Below are 21,479 nucleotides of genomic sequence, written 5' to 3' on the forward strand. Positions count from 1 at the left end.
GATTCAAGCCTGCGTTCGGCCAGCGTGGTTTAACGGGGCGCCTAAGATCAAGATCAAAAGCAGATCAAGATCAAGAGCGACTCGCTTCGCATCGGGTCGTGGTTACGCGGTTGGGCGCTACAGAGTTGTGTAGATACCTATGCCTCGATGAGGGTGTGTCAGCTACAGATAAGCTGGCTGACCCACCGCCATCGGGGGCAAGCCCCCTCCCACATTTGGACCACACTCGGCCAGGTATACCTAGGGCGCCAGCCCTTCCACAATAATGATCTGCGCCTCCCCCACCCCCGCTCTGTGGCCCTTCGCCGCCTGATATTCGGCAGACTCATAGCACGCCACCGCCTGCTCATAGCTCTCAAACTCAATCACCACATTGCGCTGCCGTGCCGGCCCGCCTTCCAGCGCCTCACTGCGCCCGCCCCTGGCCAGGAAGCGCCCGCCGAATTTCGCAAACGCCGCCGGCGCGCGCTGGGTGTACTGGGTGTATTGCTCTGCATCGGACACGTCCACATGGGCAATCCAATAGGCCTTCATCGCGACATCCTCTTGTTTGGAATTTGTGGTATACCATAATACATACTACCAACAAGCAGAGCACTCCCCATGCCCTTCAACAGCATCGCCGACATCATCGAAGACTACCGCCAGGGCAAGATGGTGCTGCTGGTGGACGACGAGGACCGGGAAAACGAAGGCGACCTGCTGCTGCCTGCAGCGTGTTGCACCGCCGAGACTATCAGCTTCATGGCCCGCGAAGCCCGTGGCCTGATCTGCCTGACTCTCACCGATGAACATTGCCAACGCCTGGGCCTGGAGCAGATGGTGGCCAGCAATGGCAGCGTGTTCAGCACCGCGTTTACCGTGTCCATCGAGGCCGCCACCGGCGTGACCACCGGCATCTCCGCCGCCGACCGCGCACGCACGGTGGCGGCGGCTGTGGACAGCAACGCCGGCCCCGCCGACATTGTGCAGCCGGGGCATATCTTCCCGCTGCGCGCCAGGGATGGCGGTGTGCTGACCCGCGCCGGCCACACCGAAGCCGGTTGCGACCTGGCGCGCCTGGCCGGGCACACACCGGCCTCGGTGATCGTCGAAGTGATGAACGATGACGGCACCATGGCCCGCCGCCCCGAGCTGGAAGCCTTTGCCCGCAAGCACGGGATCAAGATCGGCACCATCGCCGACCTGATCCACTACCGTCTCAGCACCGAACGCACCGTGGTGCGCATCGGCGAGCGCGACCTGCCCACTGTGCACGGCACTTTTCGCCTGATCACTTTTGAAGACCGCATCGACGGCGGCGTGCACATGGCCATGGTCATGGGCCAACTGCGCCGCGATGAACCGGCGCTGGTACGTGTACACGTGATCGACCCGCTGCGCGACCTGGTCGGCGCCGACTACAGCGGGCCGTCCAACTGGACCTTGTGGGCCGCCCTGCAACGCGTGGCGGCAGAAGGCTGCGGCGTGGTGGTGGTGCTGGCCAACCATGAATCGTCCCAGGCCTTGCTCGAACGCGTCCCGCAGTTGACCCAGGCGCCGCGTCAGTTCAGCCGGTCGCAGTCGCGGATTTACTCGGAAGTGGGTACCGGCGCGCAGATATTGCAGGACCTGGGCGTAGGCAAACTGCGCCACCTCGGCCCACCGCTGAAATATGCAGGCTTGACCGGTTACGACCTGGAAGTCGTGGAAAGCATTCCCTTCACCTGAGACTGGAAACCAGCGTTGGCAGATGGCCGGTATGGCAAAGTGCTTGCGCAAAGTTTGGAATACCATAATATGATATTCCATAGGCCGGACGACTTTATCAGATGGTCCGGACCGACTGCTCCCGACAGGCGGGCACTGCAAAGCCCCGCTCATAAACACAACAATGAGGGCGTAAACATGGTGTTGAACAAAGGTGCAACCGCGGCGCTGTTCGCGGGACTGTTGAGCGTGGCCACCCACGCGGCCATGGCAGCCGAAAGCGTCAATTTCGTCAGCTGGGGCGGCAGCACCCAGGATGCGCAGAAGCAGGCGTGGGCCGATCCTTTCAGCAAGGCCAGCGGCATCACCGTCGTCCAGGACGGCCCCACCGACTACGGCAAACTCAAGGCCATGGTCGAAAGCGGCAACGTGCAGTGGGACGTGGTGGATGTCGAAGCCGACTTCGCCCTGCGCGCCGCCGCCGAAGGCCTGCTCGAGCCCCTCGACTTCGCGGTGATCCAGCGCGACAAAATCGACCCGCGCTTCGTCTCCGACCATGGTGTCGGTTCGTTCTTCTTCTCCTTCGTGCTCGGCTACAACGAAGGCAAGCTCGGCGCTGGCAAACCGCAGGACTGGAGCGCCTTGTTCGACACCAAGACCTACCCCGGCAAACGCGCCCTCTACAAATGGCCGAGCCCGGGCGTGCTCGAACTGGCGCTGCTGGCCGACGGCGTGCCCGCCGACACGCTCTACCCCCTGGACCTGGACCGCGCCTTCAAGAAACTCGACACGATCAAGAAAGACATCGTCTGGTGGGGCGGCGGCGCGCAGTCGCAACAGTTGCTGGCCTCCGGCGAAGTCAGCATGGGCCAGTTCTGGAACGGTCGCATTCACGCCTTGCAGGAAGATGGCGCACCGGTGGGCGTGAGCTGGAAGCAGAACCTGGTGATGGCCGACATTCTCGTGGTGCCTAAAGGCTCGAAAAACAAAGCGGCGGCGATGAAGTTCCTGGCCAATGCCAGCAGCGCCAAGGGCCAGGCGGATTTCTCCAACCTGACCGCCTACGCGCCGGTGAACATCGACAGCGTGCAGCGCCTGGATTCGGTCCTGGCGCCCAATCTGCCGACCGCCTACGCCAAGGACCAGATCACCCTCGATTTCGCCTACTGGGCCAAGAACGGTCCGGCCATTGCGACACGGTGGAATGAATGGCTAGTCAAATGAAAATGACGGCAACCACGCCGGCCGGGGGCGCCCTCGGCGGTACCGTTGGCGCGAAGGCCGGGGCGCCGTCCCTGGCGCAGCGTTGGCGCGGATCGAGCAACCTGATTCCGGCACTGCTGTTCCTTGGCCTGTTCTTCCTGGGGCCACTGATCGGCTTGCTGCTGCGCGGCGTGCTGGAGCCGGTGCCGGGCCTGGGCAACTACGAACAGCTGTTTGCCAACTCGGCGTATGCGCGGGTGTTGCTCAATACCTTTTCAGTGGCCGGCCTGGTGACCCTGTTCAGCCTGCTGCTGGGCTTTCCGCTGGCCTGGGCGATTACCCTGGTGCCGCGCGGCTGGGGCCGTTGGATCCTGAGTATCGTGCTGCTGTCGATGTGGACCAGCCTGCTCGCCCGCACCTATTCCTGGCTGGTATTGCTGCAAGCCTCGGGGGTGATCAACAAGGCGTTGATGGCCATGGGCATCATCGATCAACCGCTGGAGATGGTGCATAACCTCACCGGCGTGGTGATCGGCATGAGCTACATCATGATTCCGTTCATCGTGTTGCCGCTGCAGGCGACCATGCAGGCCATCGACCCGATGATCCTGCAGGCCGGCTCCATCTGTGGCGCCAGCCCGTGGACCAACTTCTTGCGGGTATTCCTGCCGCTGTGTCGGCCGGGGTTGTTTTCCGGCGGGTTGATGGTGTTTGTGATGTCCCTCGGTTACTACGTCACCCCGGCCCTGCTGGGCGGTGCGCAGAACATGATGCTGCCCGAGTTCATCATCCAGCAGGTGCAATCGTTCCTCAATTGGGGCCTGGCCAGTGCCGGCGCGGCGTTGCTGATTTTGATCACGCTGGTGCTGTTCTACTTCTACCTGAAGCTCCAGCCGGAATCCCCGGTTGGCGCCAGCAACGCGAGGTAAGCCGTCATGCTCCTGACTCCCAACGCCATGAGCCGCAGGATGCGCCTGGGCCTCTACACCACCACCGGTTTGATTGGCCTGTTCCTGCTCTTGCCGATCGTGTTTATCGTGTTGCTGTCGTTCGGTTCGTCGCAATGGCTGGTGTTCCCGCCACCGGGCTGGACACTCAAATGGTACGGCCAGTTCTTCTCCAACCCCGACTGGATGAACGCGGCAATGGCCAGCCTCAAGGTGGCGGTGCTGACCACGTTCTTTGCCGTTGCCCTGGGACTGCCGACGGCGTTTGCCCTGGTGCGCGGGCGCTTCCCCGGCCGCGAGCTGCTCTACGGCCTGTTCACCCTGCCGATGATCGTGCCGCTGGTGATCATCGCCGTGGCGGTGTACGCGCTGTTCCTCAAGCTCGGCTACACCGGCACGATGTTCGCGTTTGTGGTCAGCCATGTGATCGTTGCGCTGCCGTTCACCATCATCTCGATCATCAACTCGCTGAAGCTGTTCGACCAGTCGATTGAAGACGCGGCGGTGATCTGCGGCGCCTCGCGCTTGCAGGCGGTGTTCAAGGTGACCTTCCCGGTGATTCGCCCAGGGATGGTCGCCGGTGCGCTGTTCGCCTTTCTCGTCTCGTGGGACGAAGTGGTGCTCAGCGTGATGATGGCCAGCCCGACCCTGCAAACCCTTCCCGTGAAAATGTGGACCACCCTGCGCCAGGACCTGACGCCTGTGATCGCCGTCGCCTCGACGTTGCTGATCGGCCTGTCGGTACTGGTCATGGTGATTGCCGCCGCCCTTCGTCGGCGCACTGAAACCCGCGCCTAAGCGCCCAGGAGCAGAACATGAGTGCAGTGATCCAAGATGTCGCGCAGAACCCCGGCCACCCCCTGGTCAGCCTGCGCAACCTGAACAAGTACTACGGCGACTTTGCCGCCGTGGACAACATCTCCCTGGACATCCAGGACGGCGAGTTCCTCACCTTCCTCGGCTCCAGCGGCTCGGGCAAGAGCACCACCCTGTCGATGCTGGCCGGCTTTGAAACGCCGAGCAGCGGCGAGATCCTGGTGAGCGGGCAATCCCTGGTCAACGTGCCGCCGCACAAGCGCGACATCGGCATGGTGTTTCAACGCTACTCGCTGTTTCCGCACTTGTCGGTGCGCGACAACATCGCCTTCCCCCTGGCCATCCGCAAACTGGCCAGCGCCGAACGCGAGAAACGCGTCGACGCGATGCTCAAGCTGGTGCAGCTGGAACCGTTCGCCCATCGCCGCCCTTCGCAACTCTCCGGCGGCCAGCAACAGCGCGTCGCCATCGCCCGCGCGCTGGTGTACGAGCCACGTATCCTGCTGATGGACGAACCCCTCGGCGCCCTCGACAAGAAACTGCGTGAAGACCTGCAGGACGAGCTGCGCCAATTGCACCGGCGCCTGGGCATCACCATTGTCTACGTGACCCACGACCAGGAAGAAGCCATGCGCCTGTCCCAGCGCATCGCGATTTTCAGCCACGGCAAAATCGTCGGCCTGGGCAGCGGTTTCGACCTGTACCAGAACCCGCCGAACGCGTTCGTCGCCTCGTTCCTGGGCAATTCCAACTTCCTCAAGCTCAAGGGCCAGGGCAACGCGGCAGCGTCGTTCGAAGGCCAGTCGCTGTCGATCCGCCTGACCAGCGGGCTGCACACCGAGCAGGACATATTGCTGATGGTGCGTCCGGAAAAGGCCCTGGCGCTGAGCGTCGAACAGGCCGCCGAGCAGCCGTTGGCCGCAGGCTGGAATGAAGTCTCGGCGATTGTCGGGGAGGTACTGTTTCTGGGCGAGAGCCAGACCTGCGCGGTGAAGACCCTGGGCGGTACGTCGATGACGGTCAAGGCGCTCTCGGCGGCGGGCATGCCGCTCAAGGCCGGCGACCCGGTGCGGGTGCGCTGGGCCACGGCGGATGCGTGCGTGTATACGCAGTGGGCCGAGAGTGATTTGAACAAGGCGGCCGGGGCGCACTGACATCTGACGAATGCATCACCTTCGGGTCGCCACGACGTCGGGTCGTGGCGGCCTTTTTTTTTCGCTACCTGGCTCCGCTAGAACGTTCGAGGCTCGCCATGAAATCCCGGCGTGGCGAGCTTGCCAGAGAAACGAAAATGCCCGGCACTGGCCGGGCACTTGAGCTAAGTGAGTGTCTAGTCGGTGTAACCCAGCTTCGCCGCCCGGACCTTCTGCGTTTGCTTGCGCGTCGCCAGGCAGTAATACAACGGACACGTCACCGCCAACCCCACCAGCCACGACAAGTCCGCGCCTTCCACCAGGTTGGCCCAGGGCCCCACATACAACGACGTATTGGCAAACGGCAGTTGCACGATGATCCCGATGAAGTACGCCACGATCGCATGCAGGTTAAATCGGCCATACACACCGCCATCGGCCTGGAAGATCGAGGCGATGTCGTACACGCCGCGCTTGATCACGTAGAAATCGATCAGGTTGATCGAGGCCCACGGCACCAGCACCAGCAACAGCGCGAGGATCAGCCCGATAAATTGCGCGATGAAGTCCGCCGACGCGCCCAGCGCCACCACGCAGCAACCGGCGAGGATGATGCCCGAGAGCACCACGCGCACCTTGATGCTGGGGGTCCAGTGGCTGGCGAAGGTCTGGATCGAGGTGATGATCGAAAGCACCGCGCCGTACAGGTTCAGCGCGTTGTGGCTGATGATATTGAGCAGGAACAGCACCATCAGGATCGGCCCCAACGCGCCGGTGGCCTGCTTGACCGCGACCATCGCCTCGGTGCCTTCCGGTGTGGCCAGCGCCGCCACCAGGCCGAAGGCGAACGACAGGATGGTGCCCAGGGTTGCGCCCAGGTAGGTGGCAATAAACGGCCGGGTGATGCCGATGTCCGCCGGCAGGTAACGCGAATAGTCACTGGTGTAGGGCGAGAAGCTGATCTGCCAGATGATCCCGAGCGACACCGTGGCCAGCCAGCCGGCGGCGTTGAAGCCGCCACGGGTGAGGAAGTCGGCCGGCAGGTCATGGGCAAAGATGTAGACAAAACCGGCGAGCAACGCGCTGCCCATCACCCAGGTGCCGATGCGGTTCAAGGTATGGATAAAGCGGTAGCCGATCACGCCGATGGCCGTGGCGCTGAGCGCGCCGATCAGGATGCTCGCCGGCACCGGCACCGAGGGCACGATGCCGACGATGGATTTGCCGGCCAGCACAATATTGGAAATGAAAAAGCCGATGTAGATCAGCGCCGCGAAAAACACGATCAGCAGCGCGCCATAACGCCCGAACTGGCCGCGGCTCTGCACCATCTGCGGGATGCCCATGCGCGGGCCCTGGGCCGAGGCCAGGGCAATCACCACGCCGCCCAGCAGATGCCCGAGGGCAATCGCCAGCAGCCCCCACAGCAGGTTGAGATGGAACACCTGGGCCACCATCGCACCGGTGACGATGGGCAGCGGCGCGATATTGGTACTGAACCATAACGTGAACAGGTCGCGGGCCTTCCCGTGGCGCTCTGCGAGGGGGACGTAATCGACCGTGTGATGCTCGATCAGGGGGTCTTGCCGGGACATCTGAGGCATAGGAATAACTCGCGCTTGTCTGATCTTATAGTTGTTTGACGCCATCCGAAGGAAGCTCGATGGCTCCCCCTCATACGAACACCATATTATGGTATTCCAACATTTTAACAAGGCTGATCCGCTGTTTTAGCCCGCCTCTGATCCGGCAATCGCGCCCCGAGAACAACCGCCATCACGGGATAAATCCCCGTAATAAAGGCCTTTGGCGGGCTCCGGACACGTTTATCGCCTGTCCAAAAAAGCCCTTGCAACTCCTGTATTACGGTATACCATCAGACCTATAAATTTAAAAAACCGCTTCATAGCAGAGGACCATCCCATGATCGATGCCGCCATCTACAAACAAGTGATGGGTTCGTTTCCGTCCGGGGTCACCGTGATTACTACGCTGGACGACGAGGGGCAAATCGTCGGCCTCACCGCCAGTGCGTTCAGCTCGCTGTCCATGGACCCGGCCCTGGTGCTCTTCTGCCCCAACTACAGCTCCGACTCCTACCCCGTGCTGATCAAAAACAAGCGTTTCGCCATTCATGTGCTGTCCGGCGGGCAGCAAAGCGAAGCCTATGCCTTTGCGCGCAAAGGCAAGGACAAGGCCCAGGGCATCGAGTGGACCCTGAGTGCACTGGGCAATCCAATCCTGGCCAACGCCACGGCGGTCATTGAATGCCAACTGTGGCGCGAATACGAAGGCGGCGACCACGCAATCATGGTGGGCGCCGTCGAGAACCTGATCGTGCCGGCGCAGCCGAACAACCCCCTGGTGTATTGCCACGGCAAGATGGGTACCCTGCCGGTGCCTGCCTGACACCCCGCTCAACCCGTTTTTTGCGGAAAAATAACAATAGATCCGAGGTACGCGTCATGAAATTTTCGCTGTTCGTACACATGGAACGCTGGGATGAAAGCGTCAGCCACCGTCAGTTGTTCGAAGACTTGACCGAACTGACCCTGATGGCCGAAGCCGGTGGCTTCAGCACCGTGTGGATTGGCGAACACCACGCGATGGAATACACCATATCGCCAAGCCCGATGCCGTTGCTGGCTTACCTTGCGGCCAGGACCACCACGATTCGTCTGGGCGCCGGCACCATCATCGCGCCGTTCTGGCACCCGCTGAGGGTAGCGGGGGAATGCGCGTTGCTCGACGTGATCAGCAACGGACGCATGGAAGTGGGCCTGGCCCGTGGCGCTTACCAGGTTGAATTCGACCGTATGGCCGGCGGCATGCCCGCCTCGAGCGGCGGCCAGGCCCTGCGCGAAATGGTGCCGGTGGTGCGCGCCCTGTGGCAAGGCGACTACGCCCATGACGGCGACATCTGGAAATTCCCCACCTCCACCAGTGTGCCCAAGCCGATCCAGCAGCCCACCCCACCGATGTGGATCGCCGCCCGCGACCCCGACTCCCACAACTTCGCAGTGGCCAACGGCTGCAACGTGATGGTCACGCCGCTGATGAAAGGCGACGAAGAAGTCCTGGACCTGAAAAACAAATTCCAGGCCGCCCTGGACAACAACCCTGGTGTGCCCCGCCCGCAATTGATGGTGCTGCGCCACACCCACGTGCACGCCGCTGATGACCCCCAGGGCTGGAAAGTCGGGGCCACGGCGATCTCGAAGTTCTACCGCACCTTCGATGCCTGGTTCGGCAACAAGAGCGTGCCGGTCAACGGTTTCCTCGAGCCAAGCCCGGAAGAGAAGTTCGCCGCGCGCCCAGAGTTCGAACTGGAGAGCCTGCACAAAACCGCGATGATCGGCACCGCAGAAGAGATCATCCCGCGCATTCGGTACTACCAGGAACTGGGCGTGGATGAGTTCAGCTTCTGGTGCGACAACAGCCTGCCCCATGCCGAGAAAAAGAAGTCCCTGGCACTGTTTATCGAGCAGGTAATGCCGGCGTTTCGCTGACCGTCTGCCGGCGCCATCTGTAGGAGCGAGCTTGCTCGCGAAAAAGGTCAACGATAACGCGTGCTTCCTGAATCAACGTGGTGTCTGTGAGTTTTTCGCGAGCAAGCTCGCTCCTACAAAGGGAGGTGACCGGCATCCTGGCTTGCCCTTCCTACGTTCTTTGCCCTGCGCCCATCATCGCAGCATCTGTAACAGTCTATTGCACGAGCATAATGTACTAACCAGTTACTTATCTTGCTAAAATCGCGCCCTTGCCCTCTCTCACTCGAGTCCTTTCGACATGAAACGAGCATCGCGCGCCGCTGGCGTCTCTAGATTCCTACTCCTTGGCCTGGGCGTGATCATCGCCCTGCTTGGCCTTGCGCTCGCCGTCGGCGGCGCCAAATTGATCAGCCTGGGAGGTTCCTGGTACTTCCTGGTCGGTGGCGTGGCCATGGCCATTGCCGGGCTGCTGATTGCCCGGCGTAACCCGGCGGGTGCCTGGCTGTTCGCCGCGTTCCTGATCGGCACGGCCGTCTGGGCCGTCGCGGACGTGGGCCTGGTGTACTGGCCGTTGTTCTCGCGCCTGTTCATGTTCGCCGTGATCGGTATCGTGGTCGCGCTGGTGTATCCGTTGCTGGTCGGCAAACCGGCGCGTGGTGCATACGGCGTCGCTGCCGTGCTGACGCTCGGCGTGGCAGTGGCGGCGGGCAATATGTTCGTCGCTCACCCAAGCGTAGCGCCAACCGGCGCCGGTCCCGGCATCACCCCGGTGGCTGCGGCCGATGCTCAGAAAGACTGGGCCCACTACGGCAACACCGAAGGCGGCAGCCGCTTCGCCGCGCTGGACCAGATCAATCGCGACAACATCGACAAGCTCAAAGTCGCCTGGACCTACCACACCGGTGACGTGGCGATCAGCGACGGCAACGGTGCCGAGGACCAACTGACGCCCCTGCAGATCGGCAACAAAGTGTTCATCTGCACCCCGCACAACAACCTCATCGCGCTCGACGCCGACACCGGCAAGGAGCTGTGGAAGAACGAGATCAATGCCCAATCAGCGGTCTGGCAGCGTTGCCGTGGCATGGCCTACTTCGACGCCACTGCGCCGATTGCCCAGCCCACCCAACAAGGCAGCTCGCCGGTCATTGCCGCCAGCGTGCCCGCCGGTGCGCAATGCCAGCGTCGTCTGCTGACCAACACCATCGATGCACGTCTGATCGCCGTGGACGCCGACACCGGCAAATTCTGCGAAGACTTCGGCACCCACGGTCAGGTAGATCTGAAGGCCGGCCTGGGTAACGTCCCGGACAGCTACTACCAACTGTCCTCGGCGCCGCTGATTGCCGGCACCACGGTGGTGGTGGGTGGTCGCGTCGCGGATAACGTGCAAACCGATATGCCGGGCGGCGTGATCCGTGGTTTCGATGTAATCAGCGGGCAGATGCGCTGGGCGTTCGACCCCGGCAACCCTGAAGACAAACACGCACCAGCCGCTGGCAGCACCTACGTGCGCAGCACCCCGAACAGCTGGGCACCGATGTCCTACGACCCGCTGATGAACACGGTCTTCCTGCCGATGGGCAGCTCGTCCACCGACATCTATGGCGTGGAGCGCACCCAGCTCAATCATAAATACGGCGCTTCGGTACTCGCGCTGGACGCCTCCACCGGCGCCGAGAAATGGGTGTACCAGACGGTCCACAATGACCTGTGGGACTTCGACCTGCCGATGCAACCCAGCCTGATCGATTTCACCCCGCCGGGCAGCGACAAGGCAGTGCCCGCCGTGGTGATCGGCACCAAGGCCGGACAGATCTATGTACTCGACCGCGCCACCGGCAAGCCGTTGACCGACGTGCAGGAAGTGCCGGTCAAAGCCGCGAACATCCCCAACGAGCCGTACTCCCCCACCCAGCCCAAGTCCCTGGGCATGCCGCAGATCGGCGCACAGACCCTGACCGAATCGGACATGTGGGGCGCCACGCCGTATGACCAGTTGCTGTGCCGCATCGACTTCAAGGGCATGCGCTACGACGGCCTGTACACCGCGCCGGGCACCGATAAATCCCTGAGCTTCCCGGGTTCCCTGGGTGGCATGAACTGGGGCAGCATTTCTACCGACCCGGTGCACGGTTTTATCTTCGTCAACGACATGCGCCTGGGCCTGTGGATCCAGATGGTGCCGTCGCAGAACAAGGCCCTGGCCGCCTCCGGTGGCGAAGCGCTGAACACCGGCATGGGCGCCGTGCCGCTCAAGGGCACGCCGTACGCGGTGAACAAGAACCGCTTCCTGTCGGTGGCCGGCATTCCGTGCCAGGCGCCGCCGTTCGGCACCTTGACCGCGATCGACATGAAGACGCAGAAAATCGCCTGGCAAGTACCGGTAGGCACCGTTGAAGACACCGGCCCCCTGGGCATCCGCATGCACCTGCCGATCAAAGTCGGCCTGCCGACCCTCGGCGGTACGCTGTCGACCCAGGGTGGCCTGATCTTTATCGCCGGCACTCAGGACTTCTACCTGCGCGCCTTCAACAGCGGCAACGGTGATGAAATCTGGAAAGCCCGCCTGCCGGTGGGCAGCCAGGGCGGCCCGATGACCTACGTGTCGCCGAAAACCGGCAAGCAGTACATCGTCGTCACCGCCGGCGGTGCACGCCAGTCCACCGACCGTGGCGACTACGTGATCGCCTACGCCTTGCCGTAACAACCCCTTGTTAGCGCGGTGCGCCCGCACCGCGCTTTTGTGCCTGGAAAATCCTCCATGAACCCTACTTCTCATACGTCCCTTGGGCGCCTGGTGCTGGGCCTGGCCTTTGCCGCCGCCCTGCCCGTTCAAGCCGACGACTCCACCCTGACCGGCGACTGGGGCGGCCTGCGCCGCGAACTCGACGACCAGGGCGTGCGCTTCAGCGGCGACTACAGCGGCGAGACCGCCTACAACGCCCACGGCGGCCAGCATCGCTCGGCGCGCTATTCACAGAATCTCAAGCTCGGTGTGCAGTTCGACCTGGGCAAACTCTACGGTCTCAACAACGGCGACCGTATCCAACTGACCATCAACGACCGCCGCGGCAACAGCGCCTCCGAAGACCTGGTGGGCAACCGCCTGCCGATCCAGGAGAACTACGGTGGCCTCTACACCCGCCTCACCGAGTTGAGCTACGAACGCACGCTGTTCACCCCGGCACTTAACCTCAAGCTCGGCTACATGGCCATGGGCAATGACCTCGGCGGCCTGGACAGCGGCATCCTGTGCAACTTCATGAACGCCGGTTTCTGCGGACACCCGTTGAACATGTCGGGCGGCAGCGGCTGGGCCAACTATCCGAATGCGCACCTGGGCGCGCGAGTGAAATACGACTTCTCGCCCAACTGGCAACTGCGCGTGGCCGCGTTCAATGTCGACCCGTCCAGCAACGGCAATTCCAGCCGCGCCTGGCACCTGGGGCCCAAGCACACCACCGGCACGGTGGTGCCCATCGAGCTGATCTACAAACACACCGGCAGCCTGCCGGGTGAATACAAGCTCGGTTATTACTACGACAGCTCCGATGTCAAACGCATCGGCAGCGACAAAGAGGTCAGCGGGCGTGGCGGTCACTACCTGTTGATCGACCAGGCTGTGTGGGTTTCCCCGACGTCCCAGGGCCGCAGCCTGCATGCCTTCGGTCAATACTCGGCGGCCAGCGAGGCGGCCTCGCCGTTCAGCAAGTGGTATGGCGCGGGCGTGGTGTTGTACAAACCGTTCGAAGGCCGCCCGCGCGACACCGTCGCCCTGGGCTATGGCCGCGCCGTGCCGAACCCGCGCAGTCGCGATGTACAGGAACTGGCGGCCTTCAATGCAGGCAACCCCTACCCTGCCCTGGACAGCGCCGAGCAGTTGATCGAACTCAGTTATGGCTATCAGGCTACGCCGTGGCTGACCTTGCGTCCGGATGTGCAATACATCATCGAACCGGGGGCATTTTCCGGGAAGCGTATCGACAATGCGCTGATCCTGGGTATGCAGGTCAAGGCGGTGTTCTAAGCCGCGCCCTGCTGGTACTGCCGCGGCGTACACCCGTACTCGCGGCGAAACACGGTGTGCAGGTATTGCGCCGAGGTGAACCCGCAAGTCTGCGCAATATCGGCAATCGCCAGCGCCTGGTTTTCCAGGCCCCTGGCGGCGGCGGCGAGTTTGAAGCGCAGGATCTCGTCGTGCACGCTGCACCCGCGCACCTTGCGAAAGTGCGACTCCAACGATGAACGCGACACCCCGACATACGCCGCCACCTGCGCGGTCTTGATGCCCTGGCAGGCGTATTGACGAATGAACAGCAGGGCCTGCATCACATAGGGATTGCCCAAAGGTTGATGCAGGCTGGAGGCCTGCACGTTGATCGCGTCCGGCGGCACCAGCACCTGCGTACCCGCACAGGGTTTGCCATGCAGCATCTGATGCAGCAGCGCGGCGGCGGTGCGGCCCATGGTTTCGGTGCCCTGGATCACCGAACTGAGCGGCACCCGCGTCAGCGTGCGGGTCAGCGGGTCGTTGTCGATACCGATCAGCGCCACTTCCTCCGGCACCGCAATGCCTGCTGTCAGGCAAGCCTGCAACAACTGCCGGGCACGGGCGTCGGTCACGGCAATAATGCCGATGGGCTTGGGCAGGCTGTGCAACCAGGCAATCTGCTGCTCCACCGCGCTGTCCCACAACGGCGCGCTGGTGCCCAGTCCGCGATAGATCTCCACCTGCAAACCATCGCGCTGCATCAAGCCGCGAAAAGCCTTCTCACGCTCCTGGGCCCAGCGATTGGCCTGGGCTTCGGGCAGGCTGAAACAGGCAAACCGCGTCAGCCCGGCCTCGATCAGATGCTCGTAGGCCAGCTTCATGAGGGCATGGTTATCGGTCGCTACATAGGGAATCCCCTTGGGGTACAGGCTGACGTCCTCATACGACCCGCCCACCGCCACCACCGGTATCCGACTCCCGGCCAACGCCTCACCAATCAGCGGGTCATCGAAATCGGCAATGATCCCATCGCCCTGCCAACGCTCGATGCCGCGCAGGCGACAGAGGAAATCCTCCTCCAGGAACAAATCCCAGGACGCACGGGTGCTGCTCAGGTAATTGCCGATACCGGCGATGATGCCACGGTCGTAGATTTTGCTGCCGTTGAAGAGCAAGGCAATGCGGTGCACGGGCGGTAGGGTTTTCATTGTTTTTGTCCTGGGGCCGGTGGAGACAGACTAGACCTGACTGCACAAAATCGCACCACCCCTTGGTGATTTTCATAATCAGCAGCCCCAGTGCCGTTGCTAGTATCCAGACACCGCCAAGAACAATAAGGAAACCCCCATGCCGTACTTCCCCGGTGTCGAGCAGGTTCGCTTCGAAGGCCCTGCCAGCGACTCTCCCCTCGCGTTTCGTCACTACGACGCCAACAAGCTGATCCTCGGCAAGCCCATGCGCGAGCACCTGCGCATGGCCGCCTGTTACTGGCACACCTTTGTGTGGCCGGGGGCGGATATGTTTGGGGTGGGCACCTTCAAGCGGCCGTGGCAGCGCAGCGGTGATCCAATGGAGCTGGCCATCGGCAAGGCGGAGGCGGCCTTTGAGTTTTTCTCCAAGCTGGGCATCGACTACTACAGTTTCCACGACACCGACGTGGCGCCCGAAGGCCGTTCGCTCAAGGAGTACCGCAACCACTTTGCGCAGATGGTCGATCACCTGGAGCGTCATCAGGAACAGACCGGCATCAAGTTGCTGTGGGGCACCGCCAATTGCTTCAGCAACCCGCGCTTTGCCGCCGGCGCCGCGAGCAACCCTGACCCTGAGGTGTTCGCCTACGCCGCCGCCCAAGTGTTCAGCGCAATGAACGCCACGCTGCGCCTCAAGGGTTCCAACTACGTGCTGTGGGGCGGCCGTGAAGGCTATGAAACCCTGCTCAACACCGACCTCAAGCGCGAGCGCGAGCAGCTTGGCCGGTTCATGCGCATGGTGGTGGAGCATAAGCACAAGATCGGCTTTACCGGCGACCTGCTGATCGAGCCCAAGCCCCAGGAGCCGACCAAGCATCAGTACGATTACGACAGCGCCACGGTGTTCGGCTTCCTGCATGAGTACGGCCTGGAGCACGAGATCAAGGTCAATATCGAGGCCAACCATGCGACGTTGGCCGGGCACAGCTTTCATCATGAGATTGCCACCGCCGTGTCCCTGGGAATTTTCGGCAGCATCGACGCCAACCGTGGCGACCCGCAGAACGGCTGGGATACCGACCAGTTTCCCAACAGCGTAGAGGAAATGACCCTGGCCACCTATGAAATCCTCAAGGCCGGCGGGTTCAGGAATGGCGGCTACAATTTCGATTCCAAGGTACGCCGCCAGAGCCTGGACGAGGTGGACCTGTTCCACGGCCACGTGGCGGCCCTGGATGTGTTGGCCCTGGCCCTGGAGCGCGCGGCCGCCATGGTGCAGAACGACCGGCTGCAACAGTTCAAGGACCAGCGCTATGCCGGCTGGCAGCAGCCGCTGGGCAAAGCCGTACTGGCGGGCGAGTTCAGCCTGCAATCCCTGGCCGAACATGCGTTTGCCAACGAGCTGGACCCGCAGGCCGTGAGTGGTCGGCAGGAGATGCTGGAAGGAATCGTGAACCGGTTTATCTACACCTGACGCCCCTCTGTAGGAGCGAGCTTGCTCGCGAAGAACGTCAACGATAATGCGCGCTTCTTGGATAAACGCGGCGCTCTCGGGTTTTTCGCGAGCAAGCTCGCTCCTACAGGGGCTGTGACATTTGCGCGACAAATCTATGCACAGAGCGCCCCAGGACGCTCTACAGTTTCAGGCGCACCACGCTGTGTCTTTTCCAACAACAATAAAAGGACGCACCACCATGAAGTCATTCAAACGTACGCTGCTCGCCACTGCCCTGGCCCTGCTCGCCCTGCCGGTGATGGCCGATTCGGCTCACCCGAAAATCGGTTTTTCCATCGACGACCTGCGCCTGGAGCGCTGGTCCCGAGACCGTGACTACTTCGTCGCAGCGGCGGAAAAACTCGATGCCAAGGTATTCGTGCAGTCCGCCGATGCCAACGAGCAGAAACAAATCTCGCAGATCGAAAACCTCATCTCCCGTGGCGTCGATGTGATCGTGATCGTGCCGTTCAACGCCACGGTGCTCACCAATGCGGTGGCCGAAGCCAAGAAGGCCGGGATCAAGGTGGTGTCCTATGACCGTCTGATCCTCAATGCGGACATCGATGCCTACATCTCTTTCGATAACGAAAAAGTCGGCGAAATGCAGGCCAGCGGCGTGCTGCAAGCGGCGCCCAAGGGTAATTACTTTCTGCTCGGCGGCGCGCCGACCGACAACAACGCCAAGGTGCTGCGCGAAGGCCAGATGAAGGTGCTGCAACCGGCCATCGACAAGGGCGATATCAAGATCGTCGGCCAGCAATGGGTGAAAGAGTGGAACCCCACCGAAGCCCTGAGCATCGTCGAGAACGCCCTGACCCGTAACAACAACAAAATCGACGCCATCGTCGCCTCCAACGACGCCACCGCCGGCGGTGCGATCCAGGCCCTGGCCGCGCAGAAGCTGGCGGGCAAGGTGCCGATTTCCGGCCAGGACGCGGACCTGGCGGCGATCAAGCGCGTGATCGACGGCACCCAGACCATGACCGTCTACAAACCGCTCAAGTTGATCGCCACCGAGGCGGCCAAACTGTCGGTGCAGTTGGCGCGCAATGAAAAACCCACCTACAGCTCGCAATACGACAATGGCAGCAAGCAGGTCGACACCATCCTGCTCACCCCGACGCCGCTGACCAAGGCCAATATCGACGTGCTGGAGAAGGACGGGTTCTACACCAAAGAGCAGATCGCCGGGCAATGATAATTGCCTCGATAAAACCTCGCCCCCTGTAGGAGCGAGCTTGCTCGCGAAAAACCCGAGAGCGCCGCGTTTATCCAGGAAGTGCGCATTATCGTTGACGTTTTTCGCGAGCAAGCTCGCTCCTACGGGGGTGGGGGCCAGCCTATTTGTGTGAGCCTTTCCCATGTCCGACTACCTGCTGCAAATGAACGGCATCGTCAAAAGCTTCGGTGGTGTCAACGCCCTCAATGGCATCGACATCAAGGTGCGGCCCGGCGAATGTGTCGGGTTGTGCGGCGAAAACGGCGCCGGCAAATCCACCTTGATGAAGGTGCTGTCGGCGGTCTATCCGTACGGCACCTGGGAAGGAGAAATCCTCTGGGACGGGCAGCCGCTCAAAGCCCAGTCCATCAGTGAAACCGAAGCCGCCGGCATCGTCATCATCCATCAGGAACTGACCCTGGTGCCCGACCTGTCGGTGGCCGAGAACATCTTTATGGGCCACGAACTGACCCTGCCCGGTGGGCGCATGAATTACCCGGCGATGTTGCACCGCGCCGAGGCGTTGATGCGTGAACTCAAGGTGCCGGACATGAATGTGGCGCTGCCGGTGTCGCAGTACGGCGGCGGCTACCAGCAACTGGTGGAGATCGCCAAGGCCCTGAACAAACAGGCACGCCTGCTGATTCTGGACGAGCCCTCCTCGGCCCTGACCCGCTCGGAAATCGACGTGCTGCTGGACATCATCCGTGACCTCAAGGCCAAGGGCGTGGCCTGCGTGTACATCTCGCACAAGCTCGATGAAGTGGCCGCCGTGTGCGACACCGTCGCCGTGATTCGTGACGGCAAGCACATCGCAACCACCACCATGGCCGACATGGACATCGCGCAGATCATCACGCAAATGGTCGGCCGCGAGATGAGCAACCTCTACCCCACCGAACCCCATGAGGTGGGTGAGGTGATGTTCGAGGCGCGCAACGTTACCTGCTACGACGTCGACAACCCCAGGCGCAAACGCGTCGACGATGTTTCCTTCGTGCTCAGGCGTGGCGAAATCCTCGGCATTGCCGGGCTGGTGGGCGCCGGCCGCACGGAGCTGGTGTCGGCGCTGTTCGGCGCCTACCCCGGGCGCTACAGCGGTGAGGTGTGGCTGGAAGGCCAGATGATCGACACGCGCACGCCCCTCAAGTCGATCCGCGCCGGGCTGTGCATGGTGCCCGAGGACCGCAAGCGCCAGGGCATCATCCCCGACCTGGGCGTGGGCCAGAACATCACCCTGGCGGTGCTCGACACTTATGCCCACCTGACCCGCATCGACGCCGAGGCCGAACTGGGCAGCATCGACCAGCAGATCGCGCGCATGCACCTGAAAACCGCCAGCCCGTTCCTGCCGATTACCAGCCTGTCCGGCGGCAACCAGCAAAAGGCCGTGCTGGCAAAAATGCTCATGGCCAAGCCCAAGGTGCTGATCCTGGATGAGCCCACGCGCGGGGTGGATGTGGGCGCCAAGTACGAGATCTACAAACTGATGGGCGCGCTGGCGGCCGAAGGTGTGGCGATCATCATGGTGTCGTCGGAACTCGCCGAAGTGCTCGGCGTGTCCAACCGCGTGCTGGTGATCGGCGACGGCCAATTGCGTGGCGACTTCATCAATCAGGGGCTCACCCAGCAACAGGTACTCGCCGCTGCGCTCAGCCAAAACAATAATGATCGGAAGACCGCGTAGATGAATCAGGTCAAACACCTTTTCACCCGCTACAAAATGCTCGCCCTGGTGATCGCCGTCGCGTTCATCTGGCTGTTTTTCAGCTGGCAGACCGACGGCGGCTTCCTCACGCCGCGCAACCTGTCCAACCTGCTGCGGCAGATGTCCATCACCGGGATACTGGCGTGCGGCATGGTGCTGGTGATCATCAGCGGCGAAATCGATTTGTCGGTGGGTTCATTGCTGGGCTTGCTGGGCGGGCTGGCGGCGATCCTGGACGTGGTTTATCACATCCCGCTGCTGGCCAACCTGAGCCTGGTCGCGCTGTGCGGCTTGATGATCGGCGTGGCCAACGGCTATATGACGGCCTACCTGCGCATCCCGTCGTTCATTGTCGGCCTGGGCGGGATGCTGGCGTTTCGCGGGATCCTGCTGGGGATCACCGGCGGCACCACCATCGCGCCGGTATCGCCGTCGCTGGTCTACGTGGGCCAGGGGTACTTACCGCATTCGGTGGGCATTGGCCTGGGTGTCCTGCTGTTTGCATTGACCCTGTTCCTCACCTGGAGGCAGCGGCGCAACCGCGCACTGCATGGCTTGGCCGCGCACGCCCTGATGCGCGACGTACTGCGCGTGATGCTGATCGGTGCAGTGCTGGCCGGGTTTGTCACCACCCTCAACAGCTACGACGGCATCCCGGTGCCGGTGTTGCTGCTGCTGGTGCTGCTCGGCGTGTTCAGCTACGTCACCAGCCAGACCGTGTTCGGCCGTCGCGTGTACGCGGTGGGCAGCAATATGGAGGCGACGCGGCTGTCGGGTATCAACGTGCAGGCGGTGAAACTGTGGATCTTCGGCATCATGGGCGTGATGTGCGCGCTGGCCGGCCTGGTCAACACCGCGCGCCTGGCCGCCGGTTCACCGTCAGCGGGAAACATGGGCGAACTGGACGCGATTGCCGCGTGCTTTATCGGCGGCACCTCAATGCGCGGCGGCTCGGGCACGGTGTATGGCGCGTTGCTCGGGGCGCTGGTGATTACCAGCCTGGATAACGGCATGTCGATGCTCGACGTGGACAGCTACTGGCAGATGATCGTCAAGGGCAGCATTTTGGTGTTGGCGGTGTGGGTGGATGTGAGTACGCGAGCGGGCCGGCGCTGACCCAGTGGCTGAACGCGGTCAAAACTGTGGGAGGGGGGGCCTTGATGCCAGTCAGTGAAGGCTTTTTGTAGGAGCGAGCTTGCTCGCGAAAAACTCGCAGGCACCGCGTTCATTCAGAAAACACGCGTTATCGTTGACGTTTTTCGCGAGCAAGAGCTAGGCGCCCCTTCGCTCCTACAGACGGCGGCGTACGCTTAACTGACTGGCATCTGGGCTTGCCCCCTCCACAGTTGATTGCATTTTTCAACATTGGGATTGGTGGCATTTGGTCATGTTTTTTAAAGGGCCAGCAAGGCATGTCCCTTTAAATTGCAGGACGTTTCCTAGACAATCCCTGCCGCCTTGTGCCTGCTGGAATCGCTGGCTAGTCTGCGCTCCGTCACTGCCAATTCAGTGATCGGGTTTAGTCGCCCGGAATGTCACAAGGAGCATGGTCCATCAAGTTTTATGGTGGCTGTGCGCAGGGCACCTTCGGGTGCGCCGGATTTTCCTTGTGGCCGGTCGACTAACCTGCGTACAGCCGCCACCCATCGTTTAGTCGCGACGGGGGTCGGTACCTGACCACACAAGGAGTTGCACCATGGACAAAGCCCTACCCGACCCACCCCTCGATCCCGCAAAAGACCGCGCCGCCTTCAACCGCGCCATCGACCACTACCTGCCCACCCAAGGCTTTCACTCGGTCAACGAAGACCTGAGCTTCGAAGACGCCCTGCTCTACACCGCCAGCTTGCTCGACAGCGCCTCCGCCACCGCCCTGGACTGCGGCGAACTTCTGCAAAGCCCCGAGCGGGCGAAGATCCTGGCGGTATGGCACCTGCTGGAAATTGCCAAGACCACGGTCGACCGCTCCATCGAGTGCCTGACCTGCACGAAACCCACTGCCTGAGCGCGCTCAAAACTGTGGGAGGGGGCTTGCTCCCGATGGCGGTGGGTCAGTCACAGATTGATCAACTGACACTCCGCTATCGGGGGCAAGCCCCCTCCCACATTGGTCTGCATTGCAACATTGGGATTGGTGGCACTTGCTGGCCGTTGCCAAGACCAGGCTCCATCAAGTGCCTGACCTGCACAAAACCCACTGCCTGAACGCGCTCAAAACTGTGGGAGGGGGCTTGCCCCCGATGGCGGTGGGTCAGTCATAGATTGATCAACTGACACTCCGCTATCGGGGGCAAGCCCCCTCCCACATTGGTCTGCATTTCAACATTGGGGTTGGTGGCACTGGCTGGCCGTTGCCAAGACCAGGCTCCATCGAATGCCTGACCTGCACAAAACCCACTGCCTGAACGCGCTCAAAACTGTGGGAGGGGGGCTTGCCCCCGATGGCGGTGGATCAGTCACAGATTGATCAACTGACCCACCGCTATCGGGGGCAAGCCCCCTACCACATTGGTCTGCATTGCAACATTGGGGTTGGTGGCACTGGCTGGCCGTTGCCAAGACCAGGCTCCATCGAATGCCTGACCTGCACA

At 62.2% G+C, this 21,479-nt stretch carries 17 protein-coding genes; 14 read left to right on the forward strand and 3 right to left on the reverse strand.

From position 1 onward, the window contains the following. Positions 1-240: 240 nt before the first annotated feature. Positions 241-534: a DUF1330 domain-containing protein gene (locus BFP90_RS26730; RefSeq protein ID WP_065898441.1), complete on the reverse strand. Its 294-nt coding sequence runs from the start codon at positions 532-534 to the stop codon at positions 241-243. A 69-nt stretch (positions 535-603) separates the two neighbouring features. Here BFP90_RS26730 and ribBA point away from each other — a divergent pair, with 69 nt between their 5' ends. The 5 genes from ribBA to BFP90_RS26755 all read left to right on the forward strand — a co-directional run bounded on the left by ribBA (position 604) and on the right by BFP90_RS26755 (position 5,809). Further along, on the forward strand, positions 604-1,710 hold the full coding sequence (gene ribBA, locus BFP90_RS26735; protein ID WP_065898442.1) for a bifunctional 3,4-dihydroxy-2-butanone-4-phosphate synthase/GTP cyclohydrolase II: 1,107 nt from the start codon (positions 604-606) through the stop codon (positions 1,708-1,710). 177 nt (positions 1,711-1,887) lie between these two features. Continuing rightward, entirely contained in the window at positions 1,888-2,913 is a 1,026-nt protein-coding gene (locus tag BFP90_RS26740; RefSeq protein ID WP_065898443.1) for an ABC transporter substrate-binding protein, read from the forward strand. Continuing rightward, positions 2,898-3,821 carry an ABC transporter permease gene (locus BFP90_RS26745; protein WP_141688999.1) on the forward strand — a complete coding sequence of 308 codons (924 nt, stop codon included), beginning with the start codon at positions 2,898-2,900 and terminating at the stop codon, positions 3,819-3,821. The genes BFP90_RS26740 and BFP90_RS26745 overlap by 16 nt, the downstream gene beginning before the upstream one ends. A 6-nt stretch (positions 3,822-3,827) precedes the next feature. Then, entirely contained in the window at positions 3,828-4,637 is an 810-nt protein-coding gene (locus BFP90_RS26750; protein ID WP_065898445.1) for an ABC transporter permease, read from the forward strand. A gap of 17 nt (positions 4,638-4,654) precedes the next feature. Beyond that, on the forward strand, positions 4,655-5,809 hold the full coding sequence (locus BFP90_RS26755; protein WP_065898446.1) for an ABC transporter ATP-binding protein: 1,155 nt from the start codon (positions 4,655-4,657) through the stop codon (positions 5,807-5,809). Between the two features lie 176 nt (positions 5,810-5,985). On the opposite strand, the gene BFP90_RS26760 is transcribed toward BFP90_RS26755, so the two are convergent. Further along, a complete protein-coding gene (locus BFP90_RS26760; protein ID WP_065891996.1) occupies positions 5,986-7,392 on the reverse strand; it encodes a purine-cytosine permease family protein in 1,407 nt (468 codons plus the stop codon). Positions 7,393-7,711: 319 nt separating this feature from the next. Between BFP90_RS26760 and BFP90_RS26765 the strand changes: the two genes are divergently transcribed. From BFP90_RS26765 to BFP90_RS26780, 4 genes are all read left to right on the forward strand, one after another. Next, positions 7,712-8,197, forward strand: a complete 486-nt coding sequence (locus tag BFP90_RS26765) for a flavin reductase family protein (RefSeq protein ID WP_065891995.1) — start codon at positions 7,712-7,714, stop codon at positions 8,195-8,197. A gap of 56 nt (positions 8,198-8,253) precedes the next feature. After that, entirely contained in the window at positions 8,254-9,297 is a 1,044-nt protein-coding gene (locus BFP90_RS26770; RefSeq protein WP_065891994.1) for an LLM class flavin-dependent oxidoreductase, read from the forward strand. A 280-nt stretch (positions 9,298-9,577) separates the two neighbouring features. After that, complete coding sequence (locus BFP90_RS26775; RefSeq protein WP_065898447.1) at positions 9,578-11,986, forward strand: glucose/quinate/shikimate family membrane-bound PQQ-dependent dehydrogenase; 2,409 nt, start codon at positions 9,578-9,580, stop codon at positions 11,984-11,986. 57 nt (positions 11,987-12,043) lie between these two features. After that, complete coding sequence (locus BFP90_RS26780; RefSeq protein ID WP_065898448.1) at positions 12,044-13,309, forward strand: carbohydrate porin; 1,266 nt, start codon at positions 12,044-12,046, stop codon at positions 13,307-13,309. Here BFP90_RS26780 and BFP90_RS26785 read toward each other — a convergent pair. Then, on the reverse strand, positions 13,306-14,481 hold the full coding sequence (locus BFP90_RS26785) for a XylR family transcriptional regulator (protein ID WP_065883553.1): 1,176 nt from the start codon (positions 14,479-14,481) through the stop codon (positions 13,306-13,308). The genes BFP90_RS26780 and BFP90_RS26785 overlap by 4 nt on opposite strands. Before the next feature lie 139 nt (positions 14,482-14,620). Here BFP90_RS26785 and xylA point away from each other — a divergent pair, with 139 nt between their 5' ends. The 5 genes from xylA to BFP90_RS26810 all read left to right on the forward strand — a co-directional run bounded on the left by xylA (position 14,621) and on the right by BFP90_RS26810 (position 20,893). Continuing rightward, positions 14,621-15,937, forward strand: a complete 1,317-nt coding sequence (gene xylA / locus BFP90_RS26790; protein ID WP_065898449.1) for a xylose isomerase — start codon at positions 14,621-14,623, stop codon at positions 15,935-15,937. Positions 15,938-16,157: 220 nt separating this feature from the next. Continuing rightward, positions 16,158-17,159, forward strand: a complete 1,002-nt coding sequence (xylF, locus tag BFP90_RS26795; protein ID WP_057721949.1) for a D-xylose ABC transporter substrate-binding protein — start codon at positions 16,158-16,160, stop codon at positions 17,157-17,159. A gap of 163 nt (positions 17,160-17,322) precedes the next feature. Further along, complete coding sequence (gene xylG / locus BFP90_RS26800; protein ID WP_065898450.1) at positions 17,323-18,867, forward strand: D-xylose ABC transporter ATP-binding protein; 1,545 nt, start codon at positions 17,323-17,325, stop codon at positions 18,865-18,867. Continuing rightward, positions 18,868-20,004, forward strand: a complete 1,137-nt coding sequence (locus tag BFP90_RS26805) for a sugar ABC transporter permease (RefSeq protein WP_065898451.1) — start codon at positions 18,868-18,870, stop codon at positions 20,002-20,004. It abuts the gene before it with no gap. Positions 20,005-20,584: 580 nt separating this feature from the next. Then, positions 20,585-20,893 (forward strand): DUF6124 family protein, encoded by a 309-nt coding sequence (locus BFP90_RS26810; RefSeq protein WP_065898452.1) that lies wholly within the window; start codon positions 20,585-20,587, stop codon positions 20,891-20,893. Positions 20,894-21,479: the final 586 nt, after the last annotated feature.

The sequence above is a fragment of the Pseudomonas sp. 24 E 13 genome, from assembly GCF_900004715.1.
Lineage (GTDB): Bacteria > Pseudomonadota > Gammaproteobacteria > Pseudomonadales > Pseudomonadaceae > Aquipseudomonas > Aquipseudomonas orientalis_A.